This is a genomic window from Acinetobacter sp. FDAARGOS_724 (assembly GCF_013364475.1).
Lineage (GTDB): Bacteria > Pseudomonadota > Gammaproteobacteria > Pseudomonadales > Moraxellaceae > Acinetobacter > Acinetobacter variabilis.
Genome location: NZ_CP054908.1, coordinates 975,742 through 995,045, shown reverse-complemented (window position 1 = coordinate 995,045; position 19,304 = coordinate 975,742). Strand labels below are relative to the sequence as shown.

12 protein-coding genes are annotated in these 19,304 nt (G+C 46.2%); 7 read left to right on the top strand and 5 right to left on the bottom strand.

The annotated features are described in order from the left end of the window. Positions 1-192: 192 nt before the first annotated feature. The 4 genes from rpsO to FOC32_RS06015 all read right to left on the bottom strand — a co-directional run bounded on the left by rpsO (position 193) and on the right by FOC32_RS06015 (position 11,028). Positions 193-462, bottom strand: coding sequence for a 30S ribosomal protein S15 (gene rpsO / locus FOC32_RS06030; RefSeq protein ID WP_004637724.1), 270 nt, complete (start codon positions 460-462; stop codon positions 193-195). An 893-nt stretch (positions 463-1,355) separates the two neighbouring features. After that, positions 1,356-3,128 carry an exodeoxyribonuclease V subunit alpha gene (gene recD, locus FOC32_RS06025; protein ID WP_034589873.1) on the bottom strand — a complete coding sequence of 591 codons (1,773 nt, stop codon included), beginning with the start codon at positions 3,126-3,128 and terminating at the stop codon, positions 1,356-1,358. Positions 3,129-3,199: 71 nt separating this feature from the next. Then, on the bottom strand, positions 3,200-7,318 hold the full coding sequence (locus FOC32_RS06020; RefSeq protein WP_175966635.1) for a UvrD-helicase domain-containing protein: 4,119 nt from the start codon (positions 7,316-7,318) through the stop codon (positions 3,200-3,202). After that, positions 7,318-11,028, bottom strand: a complete 3,711-nt coding sequence (locus tag FOC32_RS06015; RefSeq protein WP_175966633.1) for an exodeoxyribonuclease V subunit gamma — start codon at positions 11,026-11,028, stop codon at positions 7,318-7,320. Before FOC32_RS06015 ends, FOC32_RS06020 begins: the two co-directional genes overlap by 1 nt. A 178-nt stretch (positions 11,029-11,206) precedes the next feature. On the opposite strand from FOC32_RS06015, the gene FOC32_RS06010 reads away from it, so the two are divergent. Beyond that, positions 11,207-11,710, top strand: a complete 504-nt coding sequence (locus FOC32_RS06010) for a hypothetical protein (RefSeq protein ID WP_004781723.1) — start codon at positions 11,207-11,209, stop codon at positions 11,708-11,710. Positions 11,711-11,759: 49 nt separating this feature from the next. On the opposite strand, the gene FOC32_RS06005 is transcribed toward FOC32_RS06010, so the two are convergent. Then, positions 11,760-13,181, bottom strand: coding sequence for a hypothetical protein (locus FOC32_RS06005; RefSeq protein WP_004781722.1), 1,422 nt, complete (start codon positions 13,179-13,181; stop codon positions 11,760-11,762). A 206-nt stretch (positions 13,182-13,387) separates the two neighbouring features. Here FOC32_RS06005 and FOC32_RS06000 point away from each other — a divergent pair, with 206 nt between their 5' ends. The 6 genes from FOC32_RS06000 to FOC32_RS05975 all read left to right on the top strand — a co-directional run bounded on the left by FOC32_RS06000 (position 13,388) and on the right by FOC32_RS05975 (position 19,271). Beyond that, positions 13,388-14,089 carry an FFLEELY motif protein gene (locus FOC32_RS06000; protein WP_175966631.1) on the top strand — a complete coding sequence of 234 codons (702 nt, stop codon included), beginning with the start codon at positions 13,388-13,390 and terminating at the stop codon, positions 14,087-14,089. 263 nt (positions 14,090-14,352) lie between these two features. After that, complete coding sequence (gene ubiE / locus FOC32_RS05995; protein WP_004781720.1) at positions 14,353-15,297, top strand: bifunctional demethylmenaquinone methyltransferase/2-methoxy-6-polyprenyl-1,4-benzoquinol methylase UbiE; 945 nt, start codon at positions 14,353-14,355, stop codon at positions 15,295-15,297. A 14-nt stretch (positions 15,298-15,311) separates the two neighbouring features. Continuing rightward, on the top strand, positions 15,312-16,025 hold the full coding sequence (locus FOC32_RS05990) for a ubiquinone biosynthesis accessory factor UbiJ (protein WP_175966629.1): 714 nt from the start codon (positions 15,312-15,314) through the stop codon (positions 16,023-16,025). A gap of 12 nt (positions 16,026-16,037) precedes the next feature. Further along, the gene (locus FOC32_RS05985) at positions 16,038-17,657 is read left to right on the top strand and encodes an ABC1 kinase family protein (RefSeq protein ID WP_004781718.1); all 1,620 of its coding nucleotides are present in this window, start codon (positions 16,038-16,040) and stop codon (positions 17,655-17,657) included. A gap of 158 nt (positions 17,658-17,815) precedes the next feature. Beyond that, the gene (locus tag FOC32_RS05980; protein ID WP_125278807.1) at positions 17,816-18,892 is read left to right on the top strand and encodes a patatin-like phospholipase family protein; all 1,077 of its coding nucleotides are present in this window, start codon (positions 17,816-17,818) and stop codon (positions 18,890-18,892) included. Positions 18,893-18,953: 61 nt separating this feature from the next. Beyond that, the gene (locus tag FOC32_RS05975) at positions 18,954-19,271 is read left to right on the top strand and encodes a hypothetical protein (RefSeq protein ID WP_004781714.1); all 318 of its coding nucleotides are present in this window, start codon (positions 18,954-18,956) and stop codon (positions 19,269-19,271) included. The last annotated feature ends 33 nt before the right edge of the window (positions 19,272-19,304 follow it).

Below are 19,304 nucleotides of genomic sequence, written 5' to 3'. Positions count from 1 at the left end.
TCACGTCCAAATGCACGGGTAAATGACAAAGCTTAGAAGCCGACCTCACCAGAAATAAACACTATTTTTAAACACAAAGAAGGAGCGAACATTCGCCCCTTCCCCTGATCTAGCCAAAGGCTAAACCGACTTTAGTTTTCAGTAATAAAGCACAAGGCATGCAATAAACCCGAAAATAAAGTTTAAATCGAATTAACGACGTAAACCTAAAGCACCGATCAATGCAACATAACGACCGTGGTCTTTACCATTTAGGTAGTCAAGAAGCTTACGACGTTGGTTAACCATACGGATCAGACCGCGACGGCTATGGTGGTCGTGTTTGTGCTCTTTGAAGTGACCTTGTAAGTCATTGATTTGAGCAGTTAAAAGAGCTACTTGAACTTCTGGTGAACCAGTGTCGTTTTCAGCGCGAGCAAATTTAGCAATGATCTCTGCGCGATCTGCGTTTGTTAAAGCCATTCGATTTCTCCGAGATGCTTATATATCTTGATAAAAATCAAAGTAATGAGAATTCAATACATTGACTGCCGTGCATCACTACAGCAAGTTGCATATTTTAAGGGAAATTGCGTCAGATTGCAAAAATAGATCATGAATTTTGATGGTATTGGCTGCCAGCTGCCTTGGCTTATTTACTGATATGAATAAATTCCATATGGTTCAATTTACACATAATTTCAGGAATTGGACTTGATCTGGCTTATGAGTAGCTGTTTAGATAACTGCAGAAATTAACTGATCTTTTTATATTTAAAATATTTCTGGTCGCGCTTAGAAATAAATGATAAAAAAAAGCCCGAGTAAACTCGGGCTTTTTCGCGCTGTAGTTTCTTCTATTATCATTTTTTATTTATTGTTTTTTTAGTGCGTTTTACGCTTTATTATTTTCAAATCTTCCTGACTAAAAATAACTTCCTTGTGTGGTAGATTTTGCCATATTGTCGAAATGCTCATAGAGGCATTTATCCTCACTGGCTGTAAGCCATTACGTACAAAATTATCATCGAAATTTGCAAAATATTACACTTATATATCTTTTAATTACGCTATTTACTTAAATTTACTTATTCTGCCAATTTTATCGTTCTATAAGATTACGGCAAAATTCTATTAACGGCAGATATAAAAAAGCCTTGTAGTCTCTCCCAAAACTACAAGGCTTAGCGGCTGTAAGCTTCCTCTTTCACTTACTTCACTGTAAGTTCGCTGTCTGGTGACATTCTTGTTCTTATTATGCGATTTATACCCAACTTTCCGTGTTGAGTTCTTTTGTGTGACCAATCTTCTCAAAAACCGATTAAAAGCTCCATGCGCCAATTTCCTGAATCCATGTAAGCATTTACCTACAAAAGTTATTTATTTTTTGCCAATACATTGTTACATTGTTCAAGTATTTTTTTGCTTAAACCACTCATTCGTGTGGTTCTTACACATAGCGCTTGTGTAAAAGCATCACGATCTACCAGCAAGCTCACGACTTTTTTAGCTCGAGTAATCGCTGTATAAATCAGTTCCTTACTCAGTAAATTTTTGGCTTGTTGATCAAGTACTACAGCCGTATGAGTAAATTCTGAACCTTGCGATTTATGAATCGTCAAAGCAAAAGCTGTTTCTATACTTTTTGGCAGGCGTGTCGCCAGCACCCATTTTTCCAGACTCGGGAAATATACTTCAAATTGTGATTGTCCTTCTTGTTCTCTCCAGAAACAGATTCCAATATCACCATTGGACAGACCCAGCTGATAATCGTTATAAGTCATCATCACTGGTCGGCCGGTATACCAGTCGCCCTGTTTTAACTTGCCTACACTGGCCAGAAAACGCTGTTCAATCTGCTGATTGATTTTATTCAAACCCAGATCACCATGCCGGATTGCGGTGAGAATCCGGTAATGATCAAAGTGCTGAATTGCCTGCTGCACATATTGCTCGAAATCAGTCTGATCCTGAGCCTGTTTGATCGCGTCCGCATAAGCCTGATAGCCATACATCAGTTGATCATAATATGGGTCTAATTGGAGACCTGTAGTTGGGTTTATTTCTGGCAGATATTGCAGTTGCAGCTGGTCAATCTCTACCTGGTCCAGTGCAATTACTTGCAGCTCACTCGCAGCAACCACTTGCTGTTCAAACTGGTTTAAAACTGATGCTGGAACATGCTCCTGCTGGATAAAGTATGCCATCGCACCAATTCGGGCGCCTGAGGCAAAACGGCGCGTCGTGATTAAATTGACCCGGTTATCTGCCAGAACAGAAGTCTGCTGCAAGTCTGCCAGTACAGTGCCGACATCCACCGAGGCCAGTTGGTCTGCATCGCCTAACAGAATTAAGCGGGCTGAATCTGGCACTGCAGCAAGGAGCATCTGTGACAGGCTTAAGTCCAGCATGGATGCTTCATCGACCACGATCACATCATAAGGCAAAGGCTGCTTGGCATGAAACCGGGAGCGTCCCAACCGCCCCAAGCCCAGTAAGCGGTGCAAAGTAACAGGTTGAACCTGCTTTAAAGTCTCCAGCTCAAAAGCTTGTAATTTTTCACTATGTAAAGCTTTCTGCAAGGCTTCCTGCATCCGCTGCGCCGCTTTACCCGTCGGAGCGGCCATCGCAATCCGGATATTGGGTAAGGCTTCATGCAGTACCGCAATCATATGTGCCAAGGTATAGGTTTTACCTGTTCCTGGCCCACCAGTAATAATATTCAGTCCCTGCTTAGCGACCATTTCCAGCGCTTGCTTTTGCTGTGGATCTGTCAGGAGGTTATGATCACGCTCACTTAAATTTACTGGCGTGATGGCTTGTGACTTGATCCGGGCGATCTGGGTGGCGACCGCCTGCTCCAGCTGCCAGTAGCGGTATAAATACAATTGCTGGTTTTCAAAAATAAAGGGTGCAATACCCTGAGCCTGCTGACTCCGATCCAGCACCAGATGATGCAATAGAGCTGTTTGCTCGGCACTGGCCGGAATACAACTATTACCCTCCTGCATCGCCTCAAGGAGCTGCTGAATCAGCAATTTTGCGGCAGCATCAAAAGTCGCCGAACTGAATGGTGGCTGACATAGATAGTCAATCCAGGCCATTAAATGGGCTGATTGCTGAGACACGTGAATTTGCTCATTTTCCACACAGTTATCCTCAAAGTTATCCACAGGATAATCTTCTGTTTAAACTCTTAAAATTTTATAAATCATCAAAATTATGCTGATTTTTTCTGCTCAAAATAGCCCAGAATTTCATCCAGTTTTAGAATAAATTCCAGACTAGGCTGCCAGTGATAAGCGCCTTGTTCAGCCTGACCATTCATACCGCGCAGATACAGATAAGTCGCTCCACCTAGATGCTGCTGCATGTCATATCCCTGCATGTTCACGCTTAGATAACGATGCAATGCCACCAGATATAATGCCGCTTGCAGCCAGTAACTGGAGTGAGTCATATTCTGCTGGATGGCCTCGGCCGTGTAATGCTGCTGATCCGGCCCGAGAAAATTGCTTTTATAATCGGCAATATGATAGCGCTGCCCATCAAAATAAACCAAATCGATAGATCCGGTCAGATAGCGTGCTGATTTTGCCTCATTAAAATCAGGCATGAGAATATCATGCTCGGCAAACAGGTGCTGGATCTGACGAATCTGTAACGGCACATCGGTTAAAGACAGGTAAAACGGGAATTCAGACAAATAAGTACCTTGCTGCAACTGCTCCAGGCTGAACTCTGCCTGTAGGGGTGCAGCCAGAATTTCTTTGAGCCAGTCATGAACCCGATTGAGCAGAAGATCTTCAATCATCTCATCAATGAAATGATCGAATGCCTGCTGAAAAACGGTTTCTACATCCAGTTGTGCTGCTGTCTCAGCAGGCGTCATCTGCGCCATTTCCTGTTCGAAAAACTGGATAAAAGGCTCATCATCCAGTTCTGTAACATAGCGTTGAAACTGCCCTAAGAAGTTCAACCATTCAGAGTGATCGAATGTTTGAGCGGAACGGAAAAACTGCTGCCATTCCTGACGATAAGCTTCACTCTGATCATGCAGGCGAATTCCGGTCAGGATTTTATAATTCAGGCTGGAGAGTACTTTTTGCATACTCTGCTGCAATTTCTCCGGCTGCATTTGACCTTGACGGGCCACCTGACTGAACAGGGTCTGTAAATTCACACAGGCCGTCTGATAGCCCGGAGTAAATGCCTGCTGTAACAATGAACGAACATGAAAGGCCTGATGAAATTTCTCTTTCAGTTCCTGCCAGATCTGTGGCGCTGTATTTTTAAAACGGCGACGGATTTCCAGATTCCAGTAACTGCGATCCTGAAAATCGATATGCTCAAAAATACTGTGCAGGAAAGTTCCCGCCACCGTGCCTTTTGGAAAATTTAGCTTGATCCAGTCCAGTGGTTGACTGGCTACCTGCTGTTCTAGTTCCAGCAGATTCATTTCATCTGCGGCACTGTCTGGACGTTCAGAAGCGATGACTAGATCATCCTGCAATATTGCCTGATGCGGGAGATGCTTTGACAGTGCAGTAAAACTGGTTTTGGTCCGCGGATAGAACTGTCGCTCCGGTAAAGGATGAGCCTGCATCTGTAACGGTGCTTCTGTCTGTTTTGCCACAATTCTAGGCGGCTCAGAAGCCAGAGGTGGTTCAAGCAGACTTAAGGCATGCTGAAAGACCGCCTCACCTTGTCCACGCCAGAACGCCAGACCTGAATCCGCCTGTCCGCTCTGATCTTGCAGCATGGCATAAACCCGGTGACTGGCCCGGGTCAGTGCCACATACCAAAGCCGGTGATTTTCTGCGGCATTCCGAGCCGCATTTTGCAAAATCGCCTGCTCATGCAAGTCCTTATGATTGACTGCAATCACCCGGGATTGTTCCAGTACATTTTCCGCAGCTGACAGGGAAAAGTTCAGATTCCCCTTATTTACATCAAAAGGTGCATCGGCACCCAACAGGAACACTACTTTGAATTCTAGTCCTTTGGAAGCATGGATGGTTAAAAGCTGTACCCCATGATCGCCAGAGAGTTTGCGTTCTTTTTCGTTGTCCTTGCCGGAAGGTGATTGCAACTGACGCAAATACCAGTGATACAGCTTTTGAGCACCCTGATAATATTCACTTTGCTGACACAGAATTTCGGTCAGATGACGTAAATTCACCACTACCCGTTCATTGTCCAGACTCTGACTCGCGACCAGATTAGTCCAGACCTGAAATAGGTTTAAGGCATAATTCCAGGCCGTCAGAAACCCTTTTTCAAACCACATTTCCCGGATGGCATCAAAATCGGCAATATAACGGCTTAGACCTTCACTCTGCTCTTGCAGTTCGATTAGCTTTTTCAGGTTAAAACCCAATAAACGGGTCAATAAGGCACGTTTGACTTTGGCTTCATTAAAAGGTTCCATGATCGCGGTCAGAACAGCTGCAACATCCTGAGCCACCGGGCTGGCAAAGACGCTCTGCTTGGATTCCTTATAACAGGGAATACCCATGCATTGCAGACACTGCTTGACCTGTTCCAGCGCATAATGGCCAAAACTGAGGACGGCAATATCATCTGCTTTTAAGTACTGAACGTTGTCACCTTGCTGGAAATATAGTTGCTGCTGTTCAGACTGATTCAATAACTGGCGAATTTTCCAGACCACCTGATCGGCTTCAACGTCCTGTTCACCGAGCTGAATCCAGCGCAGTGGATACGGATTACTCAGCGTTTTATCGATTAAATCCGGATGGGGCCTGCTTCCCGCCTGAATCAGGGTGTAATGCACCTGTTCACCAAAATCCATCTGGCGTTGAAACAACGCGTCCACCACCTCGACCAGAGGTTTTACCGAGCGATGGTTCTGGATCAAGGTGTATTCACGGCCCTGCTTTTTCAGCACATCAGCACGCGCCTTGTTATAGGTCAACATGTCGCCGCCACGGAAACCGTAAATCGCCTGTTTCGGGTCCCCGACCATGATCATACAGCCGGCTTTTACCCGGTTCGGATCGCGCCAGATTTTAGCCAGCAGATCATCCTGATCCTGATTGGTATCCTGAAACTCATCCACCAGAATCAGTGGATAACGCGCCTGTACAAACTGGGCAAAACGCTGACCTTGCTGTCCCTGTAGAGCTTCAGCCAGAGTACGGATTTGTTGGGAAAATGTTGTTTCACCCTGTTTTTGCAAGGTTTGTGGCAGACGGTTCTGCACACTGCGAATAATATGATATTCAAGATAGGTGGTCAGCTGCTTCAGCTGTGCATCCATCTTCTCTTTGACTTCGCACAATCCATCAATGGCTTGAATCAGATTATTATGTAGAATCTGCTGCTGCTCTGCTTCCGGACAGCTTTTGTTAAACACTTGAGTCGTCGGCTGAAAATCGGTTTTCTTACGGCGCAAATAACACAGATTCAATAAGATCGCATGCAGTTCTGGATCAAAAAAGCTCATCACGCCTTTGATTTTCAGTGCCGCCATCCAGGTCATAAAGTTTTCACAAACGTCACTTAATCTGGTCAAAAAACTTTTATGAAAATACTTGGGAGAATTCTGGCAATACTCCCGAATGATCTCAATTTCATGTTCATGTACATCGAACAGGCGCTGGATGCAGTGCTCTAGTTCAGCCAGATCCCATTCGACTTTTTCTACCTTCTGAAAGTATTGCACACGGAAATTCAAGGCATCACGAACTAGTCCGGTATAGTGTTCTACTGGTTTCAACAGGTTTTGCAGATACAGATGATTGACCATATATTGCGGCTGCTGCTGGATCCATTCCCGCAGTACATCATGAATCAGCTGCTGAATGTACAGGTCCTGATCTTCAGTCAGTTCCGCCCGTTCAATCCTGCCGCTTTCAAAGGCAAATTCACGCAATAATTTCTGGCTAAAGCTGTCCAGAGTCCCGACAAACAGCTCATCTAGCTGGTTCAGTACCAGACGTAAACGGCGCCGGGCGTAATCCATGCGTGAGCCATAATCTTTCAACACCTGCTGGAACAGCGGATCCGATTCAGCCTGGATTTTGGCGGTGATTTCGACTGAATTCAGCTCCTGATGACGCTGAATGAAGGCCAACGTTTCCTCGACTCTGAGACGTACCCGGTTTTTCAGTTCAGCTGTGGCCTTACGGGTAAAGGTAGTGGCAATGACCTGATGCGGATAATACTGATCCAGAAAAATCCGTACCATCAAACTGGATAAGGTATAGGTTTTACCCGTACCCGCGGAAGCTTCAATCCAGTGCAGGCCGCTAAAGCGCATGTCCTGAATCGGATTGGTTGAAATCTTTTTGTTCTGGTTGGGTAACATGGTCATTATTCTTTTATCCATTCCAGATATTCATGAATCGGTGCATATAACGCATGAGCAAAGTCATGGCAGCAGCGTTGCAAGGCCAGATCCGGGTCCTGATCCTGCAAAATAAACTGCCAGTCCTGATGTAGCTGAGTAGATTCATCTGAGGTCAATGGTTTGGCACTTTCATAGCTGTTGTTCCAGGCCTTTAGCAGTTCCTGCATCTCGGCAATGGTAATCTGCCCCTGTTCATTTTTAGTCCATTCCCAGGCCTTTTTCATCAGCAATTCGGCTGGCAATACCAGCGGCTGAGTCTGTCCCACTTTCCAGGCTTTCAGCCAGGCCTGTAAATGATGACGTGCCTGACTAGAACGCAGTCCAGAGAATTTCAGGGTTTTATTGCTGAAAATGACAATCCGTTCCAGCTGTGGCGACAACTCGTCATTATTCAGATAGGCCAGCCAGAGCAAATATTCCAGCCAGACCTGTGCTCGACGTTTCTCTGAAGCCGAAGAAGACTGCATGCTGAGCCAGTAACTGCTGTGCGGCACTTGTGGCAAGGTAATATGGATCAGCAGCTCAGGATTATATTGCCAGGTTTGCTGCGTTACAGGTGTCAGTTCTTTATTTAGTTGCAATAAACGTTCTTTCAGTGATTGCTGTTCCTGCTGACTGCTGAGCCAAGTCGCTTCCTGAGTTTTTCCGACCGGCAAGCGGTCCAGCATCAGCTGTGGCTCAATCTTTTGATCCTGTTGCAGCAGAAAATCCCGAACCTGATACTGTTCCAGTTTATTCAGCAATAAGGGTTCTCGTGAACTTGGCAGATCGGCATATCTCACACTGGAAATACCGACACTTTTCAGGAATAGGCGTGCCGGGAAAATCATGTCACGAATCCACTCATCCCCTTTGAGCACCCGGATTTCTTTCTGCATCAGTGCCGGATAATGGGCATTGATCCAGCTGCTGCGCTTGCCCTCTGCACTGCGAATATATTCTGCTACAGCAAACCACTGAGTCTGATAACGTGGAGTATGAGATTCCACATAACCGATCGGGTCAAAAGGCTGTAATGAATGCACATGATAGAGCTGACGGATATGCTTGGCCACGCTCAAACCATTGAGCTCAACCGTTTCATCGACTTCAGCATCGGGCTGGTCTGAGTGACAAATCAAGGCAATATGCTGGATCAGTTCCTGCAATGAAGTGGATGGATCACGTGCTTCTCCGTCATCAACATCAAAACCATTATAGAATAGCCATAAATTGTCCTGCGCCAGTAGCAATGCATCCAGAAAAGCACCCTGGTCATCATCCAGACGGGAACGATCCCCTAGTTGCGGCTTTAGGCTGTTCATCAAGTCAAATGGCACCTGCTGATTCCGGCTCGGGAATTTACCGGTATCCAGATTTAGCATCACCACCAGCTTATACGGCAACGGACGGATCTGGCCGATTTGACTAAAGGTAATTTGTCCGGTCGGCTCGGCCTGATCCAGTTGCATCTCCAGCGTATTCTGAATTTCTTCCAGTACATAAGGCAATGGCAGACTTAAGGCGACCAGCTCCTGGCTGGCCTGCGGATCATCCTGATCATGGTAATCGGCCAACGTCAGCATCCGCATCTGCTTGTCAATGATTTCTGCGACCGTCTTTGAGGACTTAACCCCGGCTTCACGGAACTCATTCAAGTCTTCACGCAGATATTCCAGCCAGGTTTTTACCGGGGTACGTTGTCCCTTTTCATGCAAAATCAGCCAGTCACGGCGTTGTACCAGATCCTGATAAATCTGGATCAGAGTCGAAATGAGAGGAAAATCACTACTCAAGACCTGAGCATAGCTTAAGGTGTCCTGAAACAGAGCATGTTCTGGCACTGCAAGTCCAAGTGCCAGCCGATCCAGCGCAAACTTAAAACTGAAGCGGTAGTCTTCATCACCGGCAGTCAGGCTTTGCTGTAAATGCTGCTGATCCAGACCGCGTTTAAAGCCCGCTTCACCCAGTAACTGCAACATGCGCTCAACTTGGGTATAGTCCAGTGCATAAAGTTGCTGGGTGGCATTCAGGCTGAGCCAGTCGGCAAAATCTTCAATACTGAAACGTCGATGCACCAGCTGAATCCGGCCCAGTACCGCACGCCAGGCATTACTGACATCGAGTCGGGACACCCCGGCAATCTGGATTGGCAGATACAGGCTGTCTTTTTGCAGACGCTGACTATTGCCTTCCCGTTCTCGCGGTGGTGGTGCAAAGACACTCCGAATCGCCGGCTCCAGCTCTTTCAAGTTCGGGGCCAGCACCAGAATATCGCTCGGCTGACGTGGGGCATCTTCGGTACCTTGAGCCAGCCAGTGAATCATTTGTTCTTTTAAAACTTCCAGCTGGCGCAGTGAAGAATGGCAGACATGAAGCTGCACCGAATCATCGTCGGGTTTAAGCGGATACTGGTGTTTTTCCGGTTCCAGCAGGTACAGAATATCCGACTGGATCTTGGCCAGCAATTTGTCTTGATACTCATCCACGAAAGCATCAGCCCAGAGACCTTCTTCACCTGAAGACAGTTTAGACAATAACGAGAAATGATCACGCGCCTGCTTGCCAAAGCGGGTCAGCAAGGGATGCCGCGATTCCCGGTCTTCGGCATTAAAGTTCAGCTGAAAAGCAGCAAAGAAATGCTGGATTTCGGTATCAGTCGGCAAACGTCCCTGAGATTTTTCAAATTTCTTGATGAAACGTTCCTGCACGCCAAGGTCATAACGTGCTTTCCAGTCCGGATCGACACTATCGGCCCAATATTCCTGTGATGGGTTAAAGTGGAAAATATAAATATCGATGTATTGGCCGAGACGGCGCAAGAAATCCAGTTGACTCGGTGGCAATTCTAGCAAGGTAAAGACCACGACCTGTTGTGGCAAACGTTTTAAAGCCTGTGCCTGAGTATCTTCATTTTCCAGACGTTCCCAGTACATCTGTTCGATGTCCAGAATCTTGGCATAATCATCCTGAAAGACATGCTGCCACAGCCAGCGCTGCCAGGCTTCCAGTTCGCGTGCCTGAATCTTGACGAAGTCTGCCACCGGAATTTCATGGCCATTTTCATCTTTAGGAATATAGATCATCTGCTCAAGATCGAGCGCGATATCCTGCCCCCAGGACGCTAACCAGTTGGTGGGACAACGGCATTCCTGTGGCGGGCAATTCCGCGCGCAATAACCACGATAATCCATATAATGGCTAAACAGGCGCGAGACCTGTTCGGATACCCAATACAGCATGCTCTGTTTTTTCAGCTGCTTTTCTGTGCCCTGCTCCAGGCGATCTGCACTGTCATAAATCCGTTTGATAATCGAATACAGCGGATGATCGATCTCTAATGGAATCTGCTCAGGCAAAATACATTTGCGTAGTGCCTGAAATACCCGCCATTTAATAATAATTCTGGGAATATTGGCTTCACGAACCTGTTCGACTTCTTTGGGATTATTCAGCACCCACTGATAGGAAGTCCATTGAAAGGCACGGATCCGGTGATGAAACTGGGTATTGGCGCTGATGCCTTTTTTCTCAGCAATTTTTTGAGTGAGCCAGGCCTCGACTGCATGAGACGGCACAATAAAATGCCGCGGCTGTAACACGGCTAAGGGATTTTTTGCGCTCTGGTTGACGATACGCAGCATACTATCCAAAAGCACATCAATGCGTTGACTCTGAATAACATGAATTGCCATCGTTTCCCCTGAAAAATGAGATAGAGCAGTACTACAAAATGATAAAGATTATTTACTATACTTACCGAACTGTCTATGTCACTTTAAAACTCATACTCCAGTCAAAAAAGTTCTTTGAAAAAAGCATCTTATTGATGTTTTAACAGAAAAAAACAACATCTAGCTTTAGGTAATGCCCATGAAATTAGACAAAATTCCAGATCGTATCGATCCAAGTTTAGATTTAGACAGAATTCGCAACGAGTGCTTAGAGCTAACCAAAAAACGTGCCTACTATTCTGCCGGAGCAGCCGTGATTCCGGTACCATTTCTGGACGTGGTCATTGATGTCGGCATTCTGTCGCAACTGATCCCGGAGATCAATGCCCGCTTTGGTTTGGCCCCTGAACAGATCAGTGTGTTTGATCCTGCAACCAAACAGGTGCACTGGAATGAACTGCGTAAACGCGGAATCGAGTTTTCCGGCTTGGTGGTAGCACGTACAGCAGTCAAAAAATCTTTGAACAATGTTGCAGCGAAAGTGATCACAAAGCAAGTCACAAAATTCATTCCACTCGGTGGTCAACTGGTAGCTGCGAGCCTCGGTTATTTTGTCATGAAAAAAATTGCTGAAGCACATGTTGAAGATTGCTATCGTACTGCAAAAAATATTCAGCAAAAACAGATTGCTCAAAGCAAATAAATTTCCCGTCCCATTTTTTATCCCCCAAACTTTTCAAAATTCAGGCAGATTAATCTGCCTGAAGCTGCTTTAAAATTGTTTTTAAAATTTCAACCCGAGCGGTGTTTTTATCATCAGTGGCGATAATGTGCCATGGTGCCTGTTCTGTCGACGTACGTTCAAACATATCGGCTGCCGCTTTTAAATAATCATCCCAACGTTCCCGGTTACGCCAGTCTTCATCGGTGATTTTAAAGCGCTTATGCGGAGTATCTTCACGCGCCTTGAAACGAGCGGCCTGCTCTTCCTTGGAAATCGCCAGCCAGAATTTGATAATCACGGTTTGATGGTTAATCAGGCCCTGCTCAAATCGGTTAATTTCATCATAGGCCCGCTGCCATTCTGCCGGGCTGGCAAAGCCTTCTACCCGTTCTACCAGCACCCGGCCATACCAAGAGCGGTCAAAAATACAGATATCATCATCGGTTTGCAGCTTGTTCCAGAAACGCCATAAATAAGGTCGATTCAGTTCATATTTTTCCGGCGCCCCGATGGTCTGGATTTCATATTCACGGGGATCCAGCTTTTTCACAATCCGCTTGATCGCTCCACCCTTGCCCGCTGCATCCATCCCTTCAAACAGCAAAATCACATTACGTGGGTCTGAGCGCAGCGCCTTGGCCACCTGAGGAGACAGTTTTTTCAGTTCCGCCTTATAGTCCTCTGTCTTAGCAAGCTCTTGCGAAGGATGCTGCAATAATTCTGGAATTTTGGCCTGTTTCCATTGTCCCTTGGCTCGAACCGGATGATTCGGACAATGTTTTAAAGATTGCAAAATATGCTGCGCAAACTGCTGGTCGCGCCGTTTCTCATCTTCCCCGTCAATGATCAGCCAGTCTTCGTCTTTAGTAAACCGCTCTCGCAAACGCTGCACGGTGTCGTACTTTTTTTTGTCGCGCCAGTCCAGGCCATGCAGTTTGTGCCATTGCATTTCACTCGGATCAATCTGATCCAGGCGTTTTTGTAGCACTTTCCAGGGCAAGTCGAACCAGACCTTGACCACATCCACATAGTTATTTTTTAGATCCTGCTCAAAGACACGCATATCTTCCAGATAGGCATCAAACTGGGCATCATCAATGGCACCAGTCTGCATGGTGGTTCTGAGCAGATCACTGTACCAGTTGCCAAATAGCACCATAATCTGGCCTTGGGCAGGAATAAACCGTGTATAGGGTTGCCAGAAGGTCTGTTTTTCTCCTAATACTTGCGGCTGATCGGCCTTCACCTGCAAATAACGAGGATCTACCCATTCACGTAACTGTTTGACTGCTTCGCCCTTACCTGCCAGCTCAATTCCATTGACCAGAACAATTAGGCTTTTGCCATTTTTCTGACCTTGGGTTTTTCTCAGATCATACTGGGCATTGATCAGCGTAAGGGATAGCTCGTCTTCATCCATTAACTGGAAAATTTGTTCTTCTGTACGCATGGAGATCCCTCATCTTTTATTCTTGTGGACAGTATAGCGAGGAGTCTGAAGGCAAAAATAGCGTTAGCAACGTTTTTCACACGATTAGATTGTCTGTTTAAACAGCAAATTGACATTCAAATAAGGAATCATTGATCAATTTGTCATAGCGAGATTGCTCCACACCCTCTAAGATTCTGAGATCGAAAAATCATATTTGAAAATACATGTCCAAACTTGCCCGATTAGATGAACTCTTAGAACAGTATTATCAGCTGAAGTATCACACTCAGCCTGAAATTTTAAGCCGTTTACAGGATGTGCAGGCATGGCAAAAGGCACGGATGCAGCGTAGCCATCATCAGCATTTTTCTGAAAAAAATAACCAGCTGATGGCCGAATATTTCCTGAACCGGCTCTACGGTGGCCCGGACTTTGACGCACTGGCCGAGCAGATTGCCCGACTGATGAAATATGCGCATAAAGCAGAAAAAATGATTCCGGAAAATGCCCTGAAAACCGGAACCTCAGGCGTCGAGCTGGCGATTCTGGCGGTACAACTGGATGAACAGGTCGCAATCCAGCTTTTAGAGGATTATCCTGCCAACGCACCACTGACCGATGAAATGATGCGTGTGACCTATCTAAAACTGGATCAGGGGGAAGCACGCTTGAAACAGCTGGCATTGCTGGATCAGCTGGGTGTCAGCCTGGATAAATATATGCGTTCCTTTGTGGTTTATACGGCATTCAAGATGTGTAAAGGTGCAGCCAATAAATATTATTTTCAGGTGATGTATGAGTTTATGCAGGACGGTTTCCAGGCCATGAAACCCTTAAAATCGGCAGAAAAATTCGTGCATGACTTTACTGCGATTGAACGTGGCATTATTGATAAGGTGCATTCAGGCGATCCAACACCATTCTAATAATACACTCCTTTCCCATCCATGATGAGGAAGGCTTGCGGTCCTGCCTGATCCTGATATTTTCGGGTTTGTATGGCAGGACATTGCCAGTGATAAATCATATGAATTATTCGATCACTGGCGGTGAAGATTTCCGCCCATATTCCTATTTTTCTGTATATTATTCATAACAATTGCATCATGATTGCTGAATAACATCCAAGAATCTGTCATTATGCAGGCAATGCAAGATTAACCCGATTGATATGTTAGGAGTGACTCCAATGTCGAATGAAAATCAAACGCCTACCCCTACACCCGAGTCGGCACAACAGACAGACAAAATGAGCCCATTCTTAACCACTCCGCTTCCGCAAGGCGCTCCACAAGGTCAGCAACAATCTCTAGAACAACGCCTGACCGATACGCCTGTGACTGGAACTGTCCCTAAATATAACCTGCCACGCGGTGCCAATACCGGTAACGTCGGTCCAACTACACACTTCGGCTACAAGACCGTGAGCAGTGATGAAAAAGCCCAGAAAGTGGCTGAAGTATTCCATTCGGTAGCCAGCAAATACGACATCATGAATGACCTGATGTCATTCGGTATTCACCGTCTATGGAAACGTTTTGCGATTAATATGTCAGGCGTGCGCCGTGGCCAGCATGTGCTGGATATTGCGGGCGGTACAGGTGACCTGGCCAAAGTATTTAGCCGTGAAGTGGGCCCTACCGGTCATGTAGTACTGTCTGATATTAACGAATCCATGCTGAATGTTGGCCGTGACCGTCTGATTGATGCCGGCTGTACCAATGTTGATTTCGTTCTGGCGAATGCAGAAACTCTAGAACCATTTGCCGACAACAGCTTTGACCTGGTAACGATTTCTTTTGGTCTGCGTAACGTGACCGATAAAGATGCAGCACTGGCAGCCATGTATCGCGTGCTTAAACCAGGCGGTCGTTTACTGATTCTGGAATTCTCTAAACCAGTTTTTGAGCCATTCTCAAAACTGTATGATCTGTATTCATTCACCGCTTTGCCAATCATGGGTAAAATCGTGGCGAATGACTCGGAAAGCTATAAATACCTGGCTGAATCAATCCGTATGCATCCAGACCAGCGTACTTTAAAAGGTATGATGGAAAATGCTGGCTTCCAGAACTGTGATTATCACAATCTGACCGGCGGTATCGTTGCCGTTCACCGTGGCTTCAAACTTTAAGGGTCGTACCCGATATGTGGTCACTTCTCGCACTCGGTGCTGTTGAACGCCTGATTCATCATATGATTGATCTGGATGCGATTACCCGCATTCAGCTCAATGCTTTGGCTGGAAAAATGCTGCGAGTGGTCATTACTTCACCGCAGCTGTCCGTCGATGTCTTCTTTGATGAAGGCAAGGTTCGTCTGGAGCCAACGCCAAGCGGTCATACTGAAGACTCTTCGATATTTGAACAGCGCCCTTATGAAGCCAATAATGTTCAAACTCCTGAAGCAACGGCGACACTACAGGTGAATAATGTCGTAGAGCTGCTCAAGCTGCTGCTTGCTGATGACGTCGGCAATATTCCATTGCAAGGTGACTATAAACTTCTGCAAGAAATCCAGCGCATCATGCAGCAAGCGGAACCTGATCTGGCGGCGCATTTAAGTCCCTGGATTGGCCCTGCTCTGGCACATGAAATTGGCAAGTTGCAGCTGGCTCCGAAGCATTTAAAACGCACTTTACAAAGCCAGTTATTTTTTGCTGAAGATGCTCTGAAAGAAGATAGTGGTCTCTTTGCCCCGCGCTGGCAAATGGATGACCTGAATCAGGATACTCGTATCCTGAACCAGAATTTGGATCGCGTTGAAGCCAAAATCCGTCAGCTTCAGGCACAGATTGAATCTGACGATTCTACTGATCAGCCATTTACTCCTGCTACACCTCATATTCCTTCTCAATACTAGGTACACCGCTTTATGATTCCGCATGTTTCACGTTTACTCGAACTTTGGCGCATCGCCGCGCACTATAGACTCGACACGTTGTTTCCTGCGGAAGAACTTCCTGAAAAAGCCCGGCACATTTTATCTTTAATCCGTATGCATCCGGCAGCCTGGTCCAGCCGTGAGCGTAAAAATCCGCTCAAGCTGAAACTGGCACTGGAAGAAATGGGACCGCTGGCGATCAAGCTGGGACAGTTACTTTCGACCCGTCGTGATCTGATTCCACCTGAAGTGCTGCAACAGCTGGTATTACTGCAAGATCGCGTTAAGCCCTTTGACAACGATGTCGCCAAGATGCGCATTCAGGAATCGCTGAAAGCCGATGTAAATACCCTGTTCGCCCGTTTTGATGCCCAGCCACTGGCTGCTGCATCTATTGCGCAGGTGCATACCGCTGCCCTGCATGATGGTCGTGAAGTCGTCGTCAAAGTCACGCGTCCGAATATCCGCAATCAGATTTTGCAGGATTTTGAGATTCTCACCTGGTTAGGTGATTTTCTGGAAAAGCGTCTGGAAGCAGCACGTGCCCTACATTTGTCGGAAATCATTCAGGATTATCGTCAGATCATTCTGAATGAGCTAGACCTGACTCTGGAAGCGGATAATACCCGCCGGATGCGTCATTACTTCACTGGCTCCAGCATGATGTATGTGCCTGAAGTCTATATGGACAGCAAGGATGTCTTGGTCGCAGAACGGATTACCGGTGTACCGATTTCAGATATTGCTACCTTTGATAAGCTGGGCATGGATCGTGCTGATCTGGCGCGTAAGGGTCTGACCATTTTCTTTACCCAGGTGTTCCGTGACAACTTCTTCCATGCAGACATGCATCCGGGCAATGTCTTTGTAGAAACCATCAATCCGGCCAATCCGCGCTTTATTGCGCTGGACTGCGCGATTATGGGTGAGCTATCCAAGCACGATCAGATGACCGTGGCGCGTATGCTGCTGGCAGTCATGAACAGCGATTTTATGCAGCTGATTCAGATTGTGCATCAGGCAGGCTGGATTCCACCAGGTACCGACCAGGACGCGCTAGCACGCGAAATGCGTCGTACCGTGGGTCCAATGGTTTCCAAACCGATGCATGAACTGGATTTTGCCGGTATTCTGATTCAGGTCATGGATATTGCCCGTCGTTTCCACCTAGAAATTCCGCCACAACTGATGTTATTACTGAAAACGCTGGTTCATGTAGAAGGTCTGGGAACAGACTTGTATCCTGAGCTGGATATCTGGAGTCTTGCCAAACCGATTCTGACGGACTGGATCAAGGCTCAGGTAAATCCGCAAAAGAATATTAAAGAACTGGGGCAAAAAATCCCGGATCTACTTTTGGGTGCGCAGGACTTACCGACTCTGATGATCGACAGCCTGAACGGTTTGAAAAACCAGTCCGCTTGGCATGCCAAGCAGCTCAATGAATTACAAAGCATGCGCCTGCAAATGGAACATCAGCAAAAACGTAGCTGGATTTTTGGCAGTATCATGGCCATTCTGCTTTCGATTGCGATCATTTCACCATGGTTTGTATCAGTGATTCTGATTGTGCTAGCAAGCATACTCGCGGTCTGGCGGATTGCAAAATAACTGAAATAACCTGCTTAAAAGACCTGACATTGTTCAGGTTTTTTTATTTTTCTCCTCTCCTATGACTGCAAAGTCACCTTAGGATACATCTTGCCATTGGGCTCTGTGACTAGATGCTTAAAATATGTCCTCACTGGTCGAATATGGGTTGAACCTCTATGCATATTTTACAAAAACATGCGCCTGCTCTGAAAATCCGCGCTGGGCATCAGGCTCGTGAGCTGATTTTGAAAGAAGGTTTGCAACCCGAACAGATTGATATCGTGCCAGGTGCCGCAGGTGGACCCAAAGGTATTGGTATTCAGGGACTGGATCAGGCCATTTTTGGCGAGTTTTTCCCACGCGCTCCTCAGCGTAGAACCTTAGTCGGTTCATCCATTGGTAGCTGGCGTTTTGCCAGTGTCGCGGCCTGGGGAGCCAAAGCAGGCACTGAACGTCTTGCCGACTTGTATACCCATTTATACTTTCACAAGAAAATGACTCGCCAAGAAGTCAGTGACGTTTGTCGTGGCATGCTGCTGGATCTGGTACAAGGCAAAGAAACCGATCTGGTGAATCATCCAGATTATCATTTGACGGTATTGTCGATTAAAGCCCAACACATTTTTCAGAGTGATAAGGCGCTCCCCCTGCTCGCCTCTGTAGCCGGAATTGTCGGAACTACCGCTGTGGCACGTAAACACAGTCGCCATTTTATGCAACGTGTGATTAGCCAGCCAAATACGGGTGAACAGTTTAAAATTGCCGATGATGGATTTACCACACACTATCATGCTTTAACTGAGCAAAGTGTTTTGTCCTGGCTGATGGCCTCTGCCTCTATTCCGGGCGTCATGGCAGCGGTCAATAATATTCCGGATGCACCGCAAGGTTATTATCGCGATGGCGGCTTGATTGACTATCATATTGACCTGCCATTTCAGAGCAAAGGCATCGTGCTGTATCCGCATTTTACTGACAGCATTACTCCTGGCTGGTTCGATAAACTGTTTAAACGCACGGCAAGCCCAGAAAATCAGGCACGAACTTTGCTAATTTCACCTTCTCAGGAATATCTGCAAAGTTTGCCTTTGGGTCGTTTACCGGATCGTAAGGACTTCACTTTGAAAGGTTTGGATCAAGCCCAGCGGATTCAGCTCTGGAAGCAATGTATTGCTGAAAGTCAGCGCCTGGGAGATGAATTTCTGGAGCTGGTCGAGAAGCAGAATTTTGCCGATGTGATGCAAAGCTTGTAATGGGCGCAGACTGTCCGAATTGTTTGTATAATTGCCTTAATTTTTTGAACTGTTGAAATTTATGCAGAAATTTTTAGTGATCCTGCAATATGCATGTATAGCCTTTGGACTTTATCTGATTTATAGCGTTAGCATGTCGCTCTATACCCAGCAATTTGAGCTGATGGAACTGGTGGCAGATATTGGCACCATTCTGATCTGTCTGGATTTGGGTGTGTTTTTATATACCAGTAAAGGTAAACAAGGCATCACCATGGAAGAGTATGCCAAACAGCTGGAACAGCCACCGTCTAAACTGGTTTATGTGACACGTAAACTGGGACATCTGGGTATTTTATTGATTATTACCAGCTGGATTGTTCCGATAATTAACTCATAAATATCCAATAAAAAACCTCCCCATCGGGAGGTT